This window comes from Streptomyces sp. CBMA156, from assembly GCF_014596515.1.
GTDB lineage: Bacteria > Actinomycetota > Actinomycetes > Streptomycetales > Streptomycetaceae > Kitasatospora.
The window spans coordinates 1-14,036 of sequence record NZ_MSJQ01000439.1 but is presented as its reverse complement, the minus strand read 5'-3'; the positions used below and the strand labels follow the sequence as shown (position 1 = coordinate 14,036).

General features: G+C 74.2%; 14 protein-coding genes. 7 read left to right on the top strand and 7 right to left on the bottom strand.

Annotation, left to right across the window (positions count from 1 at the left end):
• Positions 1 to 11 precede the first annotated feature (11 nt).
• From BU198_RS43605 to BU198_RS39515, 3 genes are all read left to right on the top strand, one after another.
• Positions 12 to 665 carry a TetR/AcrR family transcriptional regulator gene (locus BU198_RS43605; RefSeq protein ID WP_262987110.1) on the top strand — a complete coding sequence of 218 codons (654 nt, stop codon included), beginning with the start codon at positions 12 to 14 and terminating at the stop codon, positions 663 to 665.
• Positions 666 to 753: 88 nt separating this feature from the next.
• A complete protein-coding gene (locus BU198_RS39520) occupies positions 754 to 1,296 on the top strand; it encodes a DUF4188 domain-containing protein (RefSeq protein ID WP_411293290.1) in 543 nt (180 codons plus the stop codon).
• 77 nt (positions 1,297 to 1,373) lie between these two features.
• Positions 1,374 to 2,051 (top strand): C39 family peptidase, encoded by a 678-nt coding sequence (locus BU198_RS39515; protein ID WP_188301555.1) that lies wholly within the window; start codon positions 1,374 to 1,376, stop codon positions 2,049 to 2,051.
• A gap of 55 nt (positions 2,052 to 2,106) precedes the next feature.
• Here BU198_RS39515 and BU198_RS39510 read toward each other — a convergent pair whose 3' ends face one another.
• Positions 2,107 to 2,958, bottom strand: coding sequence for an SCO6745 family protein (locus tag BU198_RS39510; protein WP_188301554.1), 852 nt, complete (start codon positions 2,956 to 2,958; stop codon positions 2,107 to 2,109).
• 354 nt (positions 2,959 to 3,312) lie between these two features.
• Between BU198_RS39510 and rpe the strand changes: the two genes are divergently transcribed.
• Both rpe and BU198_RS39500 read left to right on the top strand, forming a co-directional pair.
• Entirely contained in the window at positions 3,313 to 3,996 is a 684-nt protein-coding gene (gene rpe / locus BU198_RS39505) for a ribulose-phosphate 3-epimerase (protein ID WP_188301553.1), read from the top strand.
• 170 nt (positions 3,997 to 4,166) lie between these two features.
• Positions 4,167 to 5,126 (top strand): pirin family protein, encoded by a 960-nt coding sequence (locus BU198_RS39500; protein ID WP_188301552.1) that lies wholly within the window; start codon positions 4,167 to 4,169, stop codon positions 5,124 to 5,126.
• Between the two features lie 17 nt (positions 5,127 to 5,143).
• On the opposite strand, the gene BU198_RS39495 is transcribed toward BU198_RS39500, so the two are convergent.
• Positions 5,144 to 6,133 (bottom strand): Lrp/AsnC family transcriptional regulator, encoded by a 990-nt coding sequence (locus BU198_RS39495; RefSeq protein ID WP_188301551.1) that lies wholly within the window; start codon positions 6,131 to 6,133, stop codon positions 5,144 to 5,146.
• Positions 6,134 to 6,378: 245 nt separating this feature from the next.
• Between BU198_RS39495 and BU198_RS39490 the strand changes: the two genes are divergently transcribed.
• Positions 6,379 to 7,875: an MFS transporter gene (locus tag BU198_RS39490; protein ID WP_188301550.1), complete on the top strand. Its 1,497-nt coding sequence runs from the start codon at positions 6,379 to 6,381 to the stop codon at positions 7,873 to 7,875.
• On the top strand, positions 7,872 to 8,825 hold the full coding sequence (locus tag BU198_RS39485; RefSeq protein ID WP_188301549.1) for a Gfo/Idh/MocA family oxidoreductase: 954 nt from the start codon (positions 7,872 to 7,874) through the stop codon (positions 8,823 to 8,825). The genes BU198_RS39490 and BU198_RS39485 overlap by 4 nt, the downstream gene beginning before the upstream one ends.
• Positions 8,826 to 9,087: 262 nt before the next feature.
• On the opposite strand, the gene BU198_RS39480 is transcribed toward BU198_RS39485, so the two are convergent.
• The 5 genes from BU198_RS39480 to BU198_RS39460 form a co-directional block, all read right to left on the bottom strand.
• Positions 9,088 to 9,738 (bottom strand): DUF1707 domain-containing protein, encoded by a 651-nt coding sequence (locus tag BU198_RS39480; RefSeq protein ID WP_188301548.1) that lies wholly within the window; start codon positions 9,736 to 9,738, stop codon positions 9,088 to 9,090.
• 231 nt (positions 9,739 to 9,969) lie between these two features.
• Complete coding sequence (locus BU198_RS39475; RefSeq protein WP_188301547.1) at positions 9,970 to 11,202, bottom strand: MFS transporter; 1,233 nt, start codon at positions 11,200 to 11,202, stop codon at positions 9,970 to 9,972.
• A gap of 270 nt (positions 11,203 to 11,472) precedes the next feature.
• Positions 11,473 to 11,790: a hypothetical protein gene (locus BU198_RS39470; protein WP_188301546.1), complete on the bottom strand. Its 318-nt coding sequence runs from the start codon at positions 11,788 to 11,790 to the stop codon at positions 11,473 to 11,475.
• 42 nt (positions 11,791 to 11,832) lie between these two features.
• Positions 11,833 to 12,369, bottom strand: coding sequence for a sulfite exporter TauE/SafE family protein (locus BU198_RS39465; RefSeq protein WP_188301545.1), 537 nt, complete (start codon positions 12,367 to 12,369; stop codon positions 11,833 to 11,835).
• A 147-nt stretch (positions 12,370 to 12,516) separates the two neighbouring features.
• A complete protein-coding gene (locus BU198_RS39460) occupies positions 12,517 to 13,887 on the bottom strand; it encodes a nitrous oxide reductase family maturation protein NosD (RefSeq protein ID WP_188301544.1) in 1,371 nt (456 codons plus the stop codon).
• Positions 13,888 to 14,036 lie beyond the last annotated feature (149 nt).

The window sequence follows — 14,036 nt, the reverse complement described above, 5'->3', positions numbered from 1 at the left end:
GCAAGGCAGGCATGAGGGAGCGGGAGCAGATGCGGGCGCGGGCGCAGGGCGGGGAGGGTGGCGGGGGCCGGGGGGCGTACCACCACGGGGCGCTGCCGGAGGCGCTGGTGGCGGCGGCGTTCGAGGTGCTGGACGAGCAGGGGCAGGAGAAGGTGAGCGTGCGGGAGGTGGCGCGTCGGGCGGGGGTGTCGGCGGGGGCGCCGTTCCGCCACTTCGCCGACCGGCAGGCGCTGTTGACCGCCCTGGCGGACCGGGTGCTGGCCGACCTCGTGGGCTGGCAGGAGGCGCAGCTGGCGGCTGCCGGGCCGGACGGCGGCTCGGGCATGCGGGCGATCGGACTGGGGTTCGTCCGGTACGCGCTGCACCATCCGCGCCGGTTCGAGCTGGTGCGCTCACGGGTGTTCACAGCCGTCAGGGAGCCCGAGCTGCGCGAGCAACTGGACGGCATCGACCGGGCGTTGACGGACCTGATCGTCGCCGACCAGGAGGCGGGCCGGCTGCGCCCGGGGGATCCGGCGCTGGTCGGGCTGGCCGGGCAGGCGCTGGTGTACGGGCTGGCGCAGATGATCGTGGACGGTTACCTGCCGGCCGGGAGGGCGGAGGAGCTGGCCGGGCAGGTGCTCGACGCCTTCGGCCAGGGTGTCGCCAACCGACCTGCGCGGTAGTCGAATTGTGGTTGCCGCGAGCCTTGACCGGGTCATCCGGCGCTGATGTAATCACCGCTTACATGAGCATGGGTGCGGGGAGGCAGGGATGTCCTTGTTCGCCAGGCCGCAGCCGGGCTACACCACCGCCGCCGCCACCGGCGACACCGTGGTGCTGCTGATCGGCATGCGGATCAACCGGTTCTGGGCCGTGCACCACTGGGGCCCGGTGATGTTCGCGATGTTCCGGATGCTGTACGAGCTGCGCCGGGCCCCCGAACGCGGCCTGCGCGGCCGCATCCTGCTGACCGCCTCGCCGCGCACCTACTACGTCGTCCAGTACTGGGAGTCCAAGGAGAAGCTGTACGGCTATGCGAGTGCGCCGGACGGCTTCCACCACACTGTGTGGGGCATCGCCAACCGCAAACTGCGGGAGGGCAAGGCGCGCGGACACGTCGGGCTCTGGCACGAGACGTACATCGTGCCGGAGGGCGGGTACGAGTCGATCTACTTCGACATGCCGCCGTTCGGCCTGGCCGGCGCCACCGGCTCACTGCCGGTGGAGGCGCGCGGCCGGCACGCGGCGCAGCGGCTGGCCCACCGGGAGCCGGGGAGCGGCGGGGCGGACGGGGCGGACAAGGCAGGCGAGTAGGCGGCGGTCGCCTGAGCGTGGGCGGCACGGGAGTGTCGCGAGTTGTCCGGGTCGCCGTGCCGTGAGAGCTTCGGGGGATGGTGGATCAGGGCGGGGCGCGGCCGGAGGCGCCGGTACGGCCGCTGCGGGTGGTGCACGATGTGCCGTACCGGGCGCAGTGGGAGTCGGCGGAACTGGTGCGGGAGATCGTCGACGGGCGGCTGGACGCCTCCGCCGACCCGCGCTGGGGCCAGTCCGGCGCGGCCACCCCGGAGGAGTACGCGTGGTGGTCCTGGCGGCTGTGCGGGGTGGCCTGCCTGCGGATGGCACTGGAACACTGGTGGGGCGTGGCCCCGGCGGCGATGGCGCTCGCCGGCGAGTGCATGGCGGCCGGCGGGTACGTACGGGACGGCGACGGTCTGCGCGGGCTGATCCACGCACCGTTCGCCTCCTACGTCCGGAGCCGCTGGGGACTGGCCGCGGACGCAAGGGAGTTGACGCCTGCGGAGGTGTCGGCGGAGGTGGCCGGCGGGCGGCTGGTGATGGTGTCGGTGCACCCGTCGATCCGGGAGCCGCACGGGCCGGAGCCGGTGCGGCGCGGCGGGCACCTGGTGCTGGCGGTCGGCGCCACGGACACGGCGCTGCTGATCCACAACCCGTCCGGTTTCCCGGGGGAGTCGCAGGCCTTCGCGCGCGTGCCGTGGCGGTCGTTCGGGCAGTTCTACGCCGGGCGGGGGATCGTGCTCGGCCCGCCCGGGGCGTCCCCGGCCGGCTGACCTCGCCGGCTGACCTCGCCGACCGGTCACTGGTGTCCGGTCGCCGGCTGTCCGGTCACTGGTTGTCAGGCAGCCCCATCGGGTTGATCGGCAGCCGGCTGCGACAGAGCGCCGAGATCGGCTTCAACGCGGCTGCCAGCCGGTCGAGTTCGGCCCGCGGGTAGTCCTCCCAGACCCGGGCGGCGGCCAGGTCGGTGGCGGCCTCCAGGGCCTGGTGGCCGATCCGGCCGAGCTCGGTGACCGCACCCTCGGCGGTCAGCCAGCCGCGCTCGACCAGGCGCTCGGCGGCCGCCTCCCACTCGGCGTCCGTCCATCCGCGCAGCGGCTGGAGGTCCTCGCGCCGCAGGTCCATCGCGCAGCGGACCACCAGCGCCTCGCAGCCGTCCAGCCCGGCCGCCACCAGCGCGGCCACGTGGCCGTCGCCGCGGTGCTCGCGCATCACGGTGGCGCTCTGCCAGAGCCGCTCGTACAGGCCGCTCGGGCGGGGCAGCGCCGCGTTGGCCGCGGCCAGCACCCGGCCGGCGCAGTCCAGCCGGGCGGCTGCCTGCTCCAGCGTCCCGGCGACCAGTTCGACCTGGTCCTTGTCCACGTGCTCCAGCAGCCCGCCCAGGATCGCCGCCGAGCCCTTCAGCCGGGCGGCCAGCGCCTCGTCCGGGCTCGCGTGGTTCCACACCTCCGGCAGGGCACGCTCGACCATCGACGGGGAGAAGCTGAAGAACGCGGCGGTCACCGGCGGGGCGTCCACCGCGCCGAGCGGGGCCGCGCGGCTGGCGAAGTAGCCGTGCAGGCGGCCGTGCAGACCGGCCTCCTCGAAGGCGGCGCGGCCCTCGGGCAGGAAGTAGGTGACGGTGTGCACCGGCTCGAAGAGCCACCACAGCGCGCGGGCGGGATGGACGAGATCGGCCATCGGGAGACCTTCCTCGGACGGAGCTCCCGACGGGGCGGGAACTCGACTGGTCGGGACGGCCTCCGGCAGGCGCCGCGGCGGCGAGTCCCCGTCCTCGGAAGTGCCCGGGCGCCCTGGAGTTACCGGGACGAACTCGGACGTGCCGGGACGTACTCGGGCCGCCGGGGTGGGTGCGTGGACCGCTCCAGGGCTGATGACCACGGCGAAGGCCCCGGTAACCCCGAAACGGGTGTGACGACGGTCACGTGGTGGCCGTGGGGTGCGGTCGGCGGCGGTGCGGCACGGGATGATGGGATGAGGTGCCCGTTCCGGGGCGCCCAGCCCTCGCAAGCCCTCGCACGAAGGTAGTCGGCCATGGCCCAGATCAACCCCAGCATCCTGTCCGCCGACTTCGCCCGGCTCGCCGACGAGGCCGAGGCCGCCCGGGGTTCCGACTGGCTGCACGTGGACGTCATGGACAACCACTTCGTGCCCAACCTCACCCTCGGCGTCCCGGTGGTCGAGTCGCTCGCCCGCGCCACCGACATCCCGCTCGACTGCCACCTGATGATCGAGGACCCGGACCGCTGGGCCCCGCAGTACGTCGAGGCCGGCGCCGGCTCCGTCACCTTCCACGTCGAGGCCGCCGCCGCGCCCGTCCGGCTCGCCCGCGAGATCCGCGCCAAGGGCGCCCGCGCCTCGATGGCGCTCAAGCCGGGCACCCCGATCGAGCCCTACGAGGACCTGCTGCCCGAGCTCGACATGGTGCTGATCATGACCGTCGAGCCCGGCTTCGGCGGCCAGGCGTTCCTGGACATCATGCTGCCGAAGATCCGCCGCACCCGGGAGCTGATCGCCAGGCACGACCTGGAACTGTGGCTCCAGGTGGACGGCGGCGTCTCGGCCGGCACGATCGAGCGCTGCGCGGACGCGGGCGCGGACGTGTTCGTGGCCGGCTCGGCGGTGTACGGGGCCGAGGACCCGGCCGAGGCGGTCCGCAACCTGCGGGAACTCGCCGACAAGGCGACGGCGGACGCCTGGTGGGCCTGCGGGCACTGAGGCCCGCCCGCCGGCCCCGGCTGCCGCCCTGGTGCCGGCTGCCGCGCTGGGGTCCCGGCTGCCGCCGGATGGCCGGGCGCGGGTGGAGGAACGCCGCACCGTGACGGATGATCGGTGGCGGCGCCCTCCGGGGCCCCGCCCGGCCCTCTCCGTACGGTGGTGGAACCGCGATGAGCAACCTCGACCTCAAGCCCGCCCCGACCAGCTGCGGCCGCGAGGCCAGCACCGGCCCAGTCCGCGATCTGCTGACGGCCCGTCAATTTCCGCTCGGTGGAAGCACGATGGTCCGCCGGCTGCTGCCCAACCTGGGCCGCCGGATGGTCGGCGCCTGGTGCTTCGTGGACCACTACGGACCCGACGACATCGCCGACGAGCCGGGCATGCAGGTCCCGCCGCACCCCCACATGGGCCTCCAGACGGTCAGCTGGCTCCACCAGGGCGAGGTGCTGCACCGCGACAGCCTCGGCAGCCTCCAGACCGTCCGGCCGTACGAACTGGGCCTGATGACCTCGGGCCGGGCCATCTCGCACTCCGAGGAGTCCCCGCGCCCGCACGCCCGCCACCTGCACGGCGCCCAGCTCTGGGTCGCCCTTCCGGAGGCCAGCCGGCACACCGCCCCCGCCTTCGAGCACCACCCCGACCTGCCCGTGCTCACCCGCCCGGGCCTGCGCGCCACCGTCCTCCTCGGCATCCTCGACACCGCTGCTTCGCCGGGCACCACCCACACCCCGCTGGTCGGCGCCGACCTCGCCCTCACCGACGGCGCCGAGCTCCGCCTCCCGCTCGTCCCCGACTTCGAGTACGCCGTCCTCGCCATGACCGGCCGCGTCGACGTCGACGGCGTCCCGGTCGAACCCGGCTCCATGCTCTACCTCGGCTGCGGCCGCCCCGACCTCCCCCTCCGCGCCCACGGCGACGCCGCCGTCCTGCTGCTCGGCGGCGAGCCCTTCGACGAGAAGATCGTCATGTGGTGGAACTTCATCGGCCGCACCACCGAGGACATCGCGCGGGCGCGGGAGGACTGGGAGTCCGGCACCCGCTTCGGCGAGGTGCACGGCTACGCCGGCGACCGGCTGGCCGCCCCGGCGCTGCCCGACATCCCGCTGAAGGCGCGGGGGCGGGTGCGCTGAGGGGATGTCCGGGCAGGTCAGGCGTGGGTGGGGTGGACGAGGCGGCCGTGGTGGATGAGTGAGACGGACTGCTTGAGGCGGCGCACCCGGATGCTGATCTCGTAGCCCCTGATGCCCTCGATGCGGGCGACGCGGCTGCTGAGGTAGCGGTAGAAGTCGGGGGTGTCCTTGCAGATGACGATGGCCATGATGTTGTGCCGGCCGCTGACGGCGAAGGCGCAGGCGCACTCCACGTGCCGGCTGATCTCCTCGCCGATGCGGTGCAGCTGCGACAGGTCGACCTGGAGCCACAGGGCGGCGTTGAGTTCGTAGCCGAGGCGTTCGGGCATCGCGTCGACGTCGTAGGTGAGGGAGCCGGTGGCTTCCAGCGCCTCCAGCCGCCGGGCGACGCGCGGCTTGGACCAGCCGGTGAGTTCGGCCAGGCGGGTGTGCGAGGCCCGGCCGTCCTCCGCCAGGGCTTCGAGGAGGGGGAGGTCCTCGTCGCCCGGGGCGAGCGGGGGCCTGCCGGGGACGGGGCGGTCCTCGGTCAGCCGTCGTACCTGGTCGTCGGTGAGGGAGCCTTCCGCGCCGGTCCAGCCGGCCGTGTCCGGGCTGCCGAAGGCGTGGACGACGAGGTCGACGCTCAGGTCGAGGACGGAGGCGGCCCTGGGGAGCTGCCGCAGGAGGATGTCGTCGCGGGCGGTGCCGGCGGGTGAGCGGATGATGCAGACGATCTCCCCGCCGGAGACGACGCCGACGTAGGCGACCTCGGGCCTGCGGGCGAGGGAGTCCGCGAGGGGGCCCACGGCGTCCGGGCGGCAGCGAAGCCGGGCGATCCACTCGGCCTGGCCGTGGGCGGCCGGGTTGCTCAGCCCGACGACCCGCAGGACGCCGCTGCGGCGCAGGGCGTTGTAGCGGCGCGCCACGGTCTGCTCGGACACCCCGACGACCTCGCCGAGGCGGCGGAAGGAGACGCGCGGGGCGCAGTGGAGTCCGTGGATGATTTTGCGGTCCAGATCGTCGGGCATGGAGGAATCCTGCCATGGCGAACCGGCCGGATGGAGGCTTGGCAACGCCGGGCCGGATCGCCTGGGAGGTCCGGCGGCCCCGGGGCGAAGCTGGTCGGCGGCTCCGCGGGTGATCGGTGGACGGCGCGGACAGCGGCGGCTCCGCCGGTGTGCCCGCTCCCGGAGCAGGGCGCGCGCCGGACGGCGGCGCTCATCCAGCACAGGGGTGCCCGCGCGGCACCCTCCGCAGCCGAAGGAACGTCCTCGTGAACTCCGCAACGGTGCAGGACCCCAGGGCCGGACGGGCCGTCACGCTCGTCCTGGCCTGCCTGGGCGTCTTCGTCGCCTACCTTCCCGTGACCACCGTGTCGGTGAGCCTGCCGGCGATCCAGCGGGCCCTGGGCGCCACGACGGCCCAACTGTCCTGGGTGCCGGACGCGTTCGTCCTGCCGATGGCCGCGCTCATCCTGACCACCGGCGTGTGGGGCGACGTCCACGGCCGCAAGCGGGTCTTCCAGGCCGGCATGGCCTTCTGCGCGCTCGGCGCGGCGATCGCGCTGACCGCGGACTCGGTGCAGGTGGTGTGGGCCGGGCAGGCGCTCTCCGGCCTGGGGGCGGCGGCGCTGCTGCCCACCACGCTCGCCCTGATCAGCCACGCGGTGCCGGACCACCGGGAGCGGGGCAGGTTCATCGGGCTGTGGGCGACGTCCCTGCTGGCCTCGCTCGCCGTCGGCCCGCTGATCGCCGGCGTGCTGCTCGACCACGTCGCCTGGCGCTGGATCTACCTGCTGCCCATCCCGGTGTCGTTGACCGTGCTGGTCGTCGCGGCGTTCCTGCTGCCCGACTCGCGCGCGCCGCACGGCCGCCGGCTCGACTGGCCCGGGCAGATCACCGCGGCCGTCGCGGTCACCGCCGTCGTGTACGGCGTCATCGAGGGCGGCGCCGACGGCTTCGGCGAGCCCGCCGTGGTGGCGGCCCTGGTGCTCGGCGCGCTCGGTGCGGTCGCGTTCGTCCTCGTCGAGCGCCGCAGCACCAGCCCGATGCTCGACCTGGCCCTGTTCCGCAGCCCGGCCTTCACCGCCACCGCCCTGGTCGCCATGATCAGCTTCCTCGGGCTGATCGGCTTCTTCTTCGTGCTGAGCCTGTACTTCGGCCTGGTCCAGCACCTGACCACGCTCGAAGCCGGGCTGCGGATGGTCCTGGTGTCCGGGACCTCCCTCCTGGTCGGCATACCCGTCGGACGGCTGATGCACCGGGTCTCCGCCCGCGTCCTGATCACCACCGGCCTGGTCCTGACGGCGACCGCGCTGCTCACGCTGACCAGCCTCGACGCCCACACCTCGTACGGCTCCCTCGCCTGGCGACTCGTCCTGCTCGGCCTCGGCCTCGGCGCCGTCTTCGCCCCCATGACGGCCTCCGCCGTCTCCTCCGTCCCCCACCACCTGGCCGGCATGGCGGCGGCCGGGAACAACGCCTTCCGCCAGGTCGGCGGCGCCCTCGGCCCCGCCGTCCTCGGCGCCCTCCTCACCACCCGAGCCCTCGACGCCCTGCCCGAACACCTCGCGGACGCCGGCCTCCCGGCCGAGACCGGCAGCCTCGTCCTCGGCACGGCCCGCGAGGCGGTGGAGCACGGCCCGCGGGGCGAATCGGTCGACGGCCCGGCCGTATCGTTGGGCCGGTGTGCCGAGGTGGCGGCGCGACGACGAGGCGCCGGAGCCCCGGGGTGCGGGGCCGGAGCGGACGAGGGGAAGAGGGACTCATGACCGAACGGGTACGCGTGGGCCTGGTCGGGGTCGGCGTCATCGCCGGGACCCACCTCGCCGTCCTCGCCGAACGGCCTGACGTGGAGCTGGAGTTCACGGTCGATCCGCGTTCCGTGACGCCCGTCGCGTTCCGGGGCTCGGCGCCGCACCACTACGGCCACCTCGCCACGGCGCTCGACGAGCACCAGCCGGACCTGCTGGTCCTCGCGACACCGACCGAGACGCACGCCGAGCTGACGGAGCTGGCCCTGCTCCGCTCCACGGCCCGGGTGCTGGTGGAGAAGCCGCTGGTGCACGATCGCGCCGCCCTCGGTGCGCTGCGCGCGCTGGACGGCAGGGCCGACGTGCGGGGCAGGGTGTTCACCGCCCACCACTTCGCGTTCTCGCCGGAGGTCGACTGGGCGGCGGAGCTGATCGCCGCGAACCCGGACTGGGGGCCGGTCACGGCCATCACCTCGGCCTTCTACGACCCCTACGTGCTGCGCAGCGAGGCGGCCTTCGCCTCGTACGTCTCCAGCTGGACGGACTCGGGGGTGAACCAGCTGAGCATGCTCACCCGCTTCGTCGAGCTCACCGAGCTCACCGGCCTCAGCCAGACGGACGGCGGCGCGAGCGCGTGGTGCACCGTGGGGTTCCGCTCCCGGGGCGAGGCGGGCACGGCCCGGCTGCGCAGCAGCTGGCTGACGGGATCCAGCAGCAAGGAGAGCAGCCTGGTGCTCGGCCGGTCCGGGGTGGAGATCTGGATCGACCACACGGCCATGACCGGATTCGCCGCCCGGGAGGGGGAGTTGCTGGCGACCTTCGGCACCGACGGCCGGACCGGGCGGAAGGTCGCCCACTACCGCCCGCTCTACGCCGGTCTCCTCGCCGGCCGGCCCGACCCGGTGCTCGGCTTCGACGCCGCCGCGACGATCACCGCGATCCACCACTCGGTGCCCGGAGCGCGGTAGCCGTTCGGCCGGCGGGGGCGCCGGGGGAGGGAACGCGAAAGGGCGCCGGATCGACGGGGGAGCGATCCGGCGCCCGGCTCGGGGGCGGGGGCGCGGCATCGCCGCGGCACCCGGTGCGGGCCGCCAGGGGCCGCACCGGAGGCGGCGGGCCCGGATCTGTCGGTCCGTCAGGAGGATGCTACCGACGGTGGCTTGAGCTGTCCATGGTCAGTTTGAGGGGTGGGGTGTACCCGGCCCCGGGGCGGGTCGGTCGCCGGGCGGTTCAGTCGCGGGCGGGCAGGGCTGCGCGTCTCCCCGTCCGCCACCGGCCGTCCCTCGTCCGCGGCCGCCGCACGACCACGCGGCCGTGGCTCTTGCTGCCGACCAGCTCCACGCGGAGCACGACCGGCGTGCCGGAGTCCGCGGCCTGGTTCCTGACCTTGCTGAACTCCAGCCGCAGGTCGTCGGCGTCGACCACGATGCCCGGCCTGGTGATCAGCGTCAGGGTCTTGCCCTGCATGTCCAGGTCGATCCGCAGGGTGCTCTCGGTGATCACGGCCTCCGTGAAGTCGAGCGTCACCGCGGACCACTCCGTGACGATCTCCAGGCGGCGTGGCACCACCCAGCGCCCGGTCCGCTTGACCCGGCTCCACTTCTGGTCGATCCGGACGACGTCCCTGACCTCCGCCACGACACCCTCGGCGGAGACCGTCATCGGCGGCAGGTCGGTGGTGAGTCCGGACAGCTCGCCGAGCGTCCGCGCCGACAGGGCCGCCTCCAGGCGTTCGTCCAGTTCCTCGGCGGTCAGCCGGCCGTCCCCCGCCGCGACGCGCAGCTGCTCGGCCACCCGGTCCCGGTCGGCGTGGGAGGCCCGCAGTCCGGGCTGCCTGCCGGGGTCGGAGTGCTTTCCGGCGGACACGATCTCTCCCTGCATGCTTTCCGTCCCGGGCTCGGCGAAGGGGCGTCGCACGACGGGGCCGGCGGCGCGGACGGGAACTCACGATATATCGCGATACCCGTTCCCGCCAGCTGCGGCCGGAGTCGGAACGGCGTGCCGCCGGAGTGGGGGTCGGGGCACGGTTGGGGCGCGGTCGGAGGTCAACCGGCGTCCGGTGCACGGCCGTTCGGCCCGCCCGAGGGGGCCGCCGTACCGGAGCGGCGGGGGCTACCGGCCCTCGGCGGAGCCTGCCTCGGCGGAGTCGGCCTCCGACGCGGCGGCCGCGGCGGCCGGGGCGGCCTCCATCGCGGTCATCCGCGGGAGCAGGAACAGCACCGCGACCAGCAGGACCAGCAGCAGGCCGCCGCCGACGAAGAGCGGGGTGCGGATGCTGACGGTGGAGGCGATCCAGCCGCTGAGGGCGGCGCCGGCCATGATGCCGAGGCGGGTCAGCAGCATGTAGCAGCTGTTGACCCGGCCGAGCAGTTCCTTCGGCACGGCCTGCTGGCGCAGCGAGATCGCCTGGATGTTCCAGGTGACGATGCCGAAGCCGATCACGCCGTACAGCGCGGCCACCTCGGCCACCGAGGTGCTCAGGCCCATCAGGATCAGCGAGACGCCCATCAGCAGGAAGGCGACGGCGATCCGGGTGCCCCGGCCGAGCAGGCGGCTGAGCCGGCCCGCCAGGGTGCTGGCGGCGGTGCCGCCGATCGCGCCGGCCGCGAGGACGATGCCGTAGGAGGCGGCGGGGGCGTGGATGACCTTGGTGACCATCAGGACCATCATCGTGGTGCCCATGAAGCAGGTCAGCGCGCCGAGGGTGGAGAGCACGGCGAGCATCCGCACCTCGCGGTGGCGGGCCAGCCAGTTGACGCCCTCGCGGATCTCGGTGAGCACCGAGCGGTCCGTTCGGGTGCGCGGGGTGGTGGAGCGGCCGGTGGCGGCGACCAGGACGGCGGCGAGCGCGAAGGAGAGGCCGTCCACCGCGAAGGGAGAGGCGACGGCGACGGCGAACAGCGCCGAGCCGAGCAGCGGGCCGATCAGGTTCCCGCCGACCAGCATGTTGGCCTGCAACCGGCCGTTGGCGGCGTCGAGCTGGTCGGGGCGGACCAGTTCGGGGACGGCCGAGGTGGCGGCGTTGGAGAAGACCGTCTCGCCGCAGCCGAGCACGAAGGCCAGCGCGGCGAGCGCGACCAGTGGCGGGTCGGCGAGGAAGACCCAGCCGGCGAAGGCGAGGACGACGACCGCGCGCAGGGCGTCGATCGTCCACATCAGCCGCCGCCGGTCGGCCCGGTCGGCCAGCACCCCGCCGTACAGCGACATCACCAGGAAGGGCAGGGACGCCGCGACGGAGACCACGGAGACCGCGCTGGGGGAGTCGGAGACGGCGACGGCCAGCAGCGGCAGGGCCGAGTCGCGCATGCCGTCGCCGACCGAGGAGATCGCTGACGCGGACCACAACAGGTGGAACTTCCGACCCAGTTGAGGGCGGCTTTTGGACGGTTTTGCGGCCAGGTCAGCTGAGGTCACCGACGCAGTATGTCATGTCCGCGGAGTACTGTTCGGGCGGATTCCGAACTGTCGGTGGTGTCCCGAACTGCCCGTGTCGGCACGGGTGTCGGGCTCGTCCGGTGCCGTCCGGAGTGTCGGGTGGGGTTTCGCTCGGTTCGGGCGGGTTTCCGGACGGACGGGCCGGCGGCGGCGGATGCCGGCGGCCGTGCGCCGGGCCGGTCAGCCGAGCCCCGAGAAGCCCTTGGCGAGGGTGGTCAGCCCGCCCGCGAGCGCCAGGCCCAGCACCACCTGCCGGGCGCGGGCCTCGGGTACTCGCGCGGCGAGCAGCCGGCCGGCCGCCGCGCCGCCCGCGAGTGCGGCGGCCACCAGCCACCAGGCCGTCCCGGACAGCGCGGGGAGGTCCTTGGCGGCCAGCGAGAAGGCGTTCACCAGTACGCCGTAGAACTGGGCGTTGGGCAGGAACTCCCGGGCCGTCCAGCCGGTGTTGACGGCGTACAGGGAGACGGCCGGGCCGCCCACCCCGGCGGCCGCGTTCATGAACCCGCTGGTGGCGCCCGCGATCAGGGCCTCTCTTATGGATCATGCCGGGCGCGCGACGCCGGAGCACGCACCTCGCTGCGTTGTCGTCGGTTGCCTATGCTCCGCATGGACGCCCTCCTCCGCCTTGCGATGCACGCACTCCAACGCCGCGCGCTGATCCGACCTGATCCATAAGAGAGGCCCTTGGGCCCCGCCCACCCCGCGCAGTGCGGCCGCCCGCACCCCGCGCAGCACCAGCGCCGAGGCCAGGGTGACCAGGACGCCGATGCCGGTGAGCAGGGCGGGGGCCGGCACCCGTGCCGCGACCCAGGCTCCGGCCGGCACCGTGCAGGCCGCGGCGAGGACCAGCGGCAGCATCGCCGTCAGCCGGACCTGCCGCCAACTGCCCAGCAGCCCGGCGGCGCTGATGGCGCCGGCGGCGAGGTTCGACAGCGTGACGCCGTCGCCGGGGCCGAGCAGCAGGACCAGGACGGGCGCGGCGACCCGGGCGAAGCCGATGCCGGCGAGTCGCTGGACGGAGGCGCCGAGCAGGACGGCGCAGCCCAGGACGAGGTCGGTGGTCCAGGCCTCGGACATCGGATGCGGCCCCTCCCCGTGGCGGATGACCGGATCGTCCGACGGTCGCACCGATCATGCCGCACGGCCGGGTTGCCGGATGGGCGGATGGGCGGATGGGCGGTCCAACCGGCCCGGCCGGGCACCGGCGGTGCCCGTCAGTGCCCGTCAGTGCTTCGGCAGGGCGTCCGCGGACTCCGGCAGCGGGTAGGCGCCGGCGTCGACCGGACCGGGGAGGTCGGTGGCCGGCCGGCCCGGCGCGCTCGGATCAGGCAGCGACGGCTGGGCGGGCGGGGCCGGGACCTGGCTGAACGGGACGCCGGGTGGCGACTGGACGGGGCTGGTGCGGCCGAACGGCGGGGCGGTCCGGCCCTGGACGGCGCAGCCCGCCAGCGTCTCCAGGCCGTCCGGGCTCTGGACGGCCGGCTGGTTGCCGGTGAAGCAGTTGCCCGGGTCGACGGAGGCCAGCACCAGGTCGGTGCCGTTGCCGGTGACCCGGTTGCCCTCGATCCGGTTGCCGCTCGCCGGGTGGCCGGGCGGGTCGGTGACGGCGACGCCGGCCGCGCGGTTGCCCTGGACCAGGTTGCGCTGCACCTGGTTGGCGGTGCCGCCGCCGATCCCGATGCCGATGCCCCAGGCGCCGTCGGCCTGCTGGGGGGTGTCGGCGGCGTTGTTGTCGGTGACGACGTTGCCCGCGATCACCGCGCCGTGCTGCGGGGCGAGGGCTTCGAGGTCGTTGGAGTTGACGGTGACGCCGACCCGGTTGCCGGTGATCCGGTTGCCGACCACGGTGAGGTTGTCGGAGGCGTTGGTGATCTCGACGCCGACGGCGTTGCGCTCGACGGTGTTGTTCCGCACCAGGGTGTCGCAGGGCTTGCACTGGCCGACGTAGATGCCGGAGTCGGCGCCCCCGGAGGCGTACGAGTCCTCGATGACGCCGCCGCGGGCGTCGAAGGCGTAGATGCCGTACAGGCCGTTGTTGTACGCGGTGACGTTGCCCGCGCGGAAGCCCTGGAGGGGCGGGAAGCGGACGGTGTCCAGCGGGTCGTAGGCGGAGCCGCCCGCGCCGTGCTGCTGGAGCTTCTCGTCGGTGACGCCGGTGAACAGCACGCCGTTGGCGAGGTAGCCGTGGACGGTGAGGTTCTCCACCACCGAGCCGGGGCCGGAGGCCGTGATGCCGTTGACCAGCTTCAGGCCGCCGTCCAGGACGACGGTGTTGCGGTCGGTGCCGCGCAGCACGACCCGGGGCTTGGTGAGGCGCACGCTCTCCCGGTACGTGCCTGGGTCGACCAGGACGGTGTCGCCCTCGTGGGCGACGTCCACGGCCTGCTGGATGGTCGGGAAGTTCTGCGGGACCCGGACGACCGTGCCGCCCGGGTGCCTGGCGTCGGAGGAGGACGAGCCGCCGGAGGAACAGCCGGAGAGGGCGAGGACGGCGGCGGCGAGCAGGACGGGCAGGACGGGCGGGCGCTTGACGGCCGGGGTCCCGCGTGACGGCGTCGTGGCGGAACGAAAGTGACGTGTGGTCAAAAGTTGCATACGGCGTGTTCTATCGTCTCCAATGTGCTCCATGCATGCCGAAGCCGCAAAGGAGCCGAACCAGCCACCGACCGCGGGGGGCGGGGTGGGGCGCCGAGGACTGCTCGCGGGCGGGGCGGTGGCGGCCGCCGGGCTGGGCGCCGGGGCCG

What these genes read in the sequence shown, in the direction of transcription:
- BU198_RS39515 (WP_188301555.1), top strand. Translation starts at nt 1,374, where the DNA reads ATGGTGGATCAGGGCGGGGCGCGGCCGGAGGCGCCGGTACGGCCGCTG.
- rpe (WP_188301553.1), top strand. Translation starts at nt 3,313, where the DNA reads ATGGCCCAGATCAACCCCAGCATCCTGTCCGCCGACTTCGCCCGGCTC.
- BU198_RS39500 (WP_188301552.1), top strand. Translation starts at nt 4,167, where the DNA reads ATGAGCAACCTCGACCTCAAGCCCGCCCCGACCAGCTGCGGCCGCGAG.
- BU198_RS39460 (WP_188301544.1), bottom strand. Translation starts at nt 13,887, where the DNA reads ATGCAACTTTTGACCACACGTCACTTTCGTTCCGCCACGACGCCGTCA.
- BU198_RS39485 (WP_188301549.1), top strand. Translation starts at nt 7,872, where the DNA reads ATGACCGAACGGGTACGCGTGGGCCTGGTCGGGGTCGGCGTCATCGCC.
- BU198_RS39510 (WP_188301554.1), bottom strand. Translation starts at nt 2,958, where the DNA reads ATGGCCGATCTCGTCCATCCCGCCCGCGCGCTGTGGTGGCTCTTCGAG.
- BU198_RS39480 (WP_188301548.1), bottom strand. Translation starts at nt 9,738, where the DNA reads ATGCAGGGAGAGATCGTGTCCGCCGGAAAGCACTCCGACCCCGGCAGG.
- BU198_RS39495 (WP_188301551.1), bottom strand. Translation starts at nt 6,133, where the DNA reads ATGCCCGACGATCTGGACCGCAAAATCATCCACGGACTCCACTGCGCC.
- BU198_RS39520 (WP_411293290.1), top strand. Translation starts at nt 754, where the DNA reads ATGTCCTTGTTCGCCAGGCCGCAGCCGGGCTACACCACCGCCGCCGCC.
- BU198_RS39465 (WP_188301545.1), bottom strand. Translation starts at nt 12,369, where the DNA reads ATGTCCGAGGCCTGGACCACCGACCTCGTCCTGGGCTGCGCCGTCCTG.
- BU198_RS39470 (WP_188301546.1), bottom strand. Translation starts at nt 11,790, where the DNA reads ATGAACGCGGCCGCCGGGGTGGGCGGCCCGGCCGTCTCCCTGTACGCC.
- BU198_RS43605 (WP_262987110.1), top strand. Translation starts at nt 12, where the DNA reads ATGAGGGAGCGGGAGCAGATGCGGGCGCGGGCGCAGGGCGGGGAGGGT.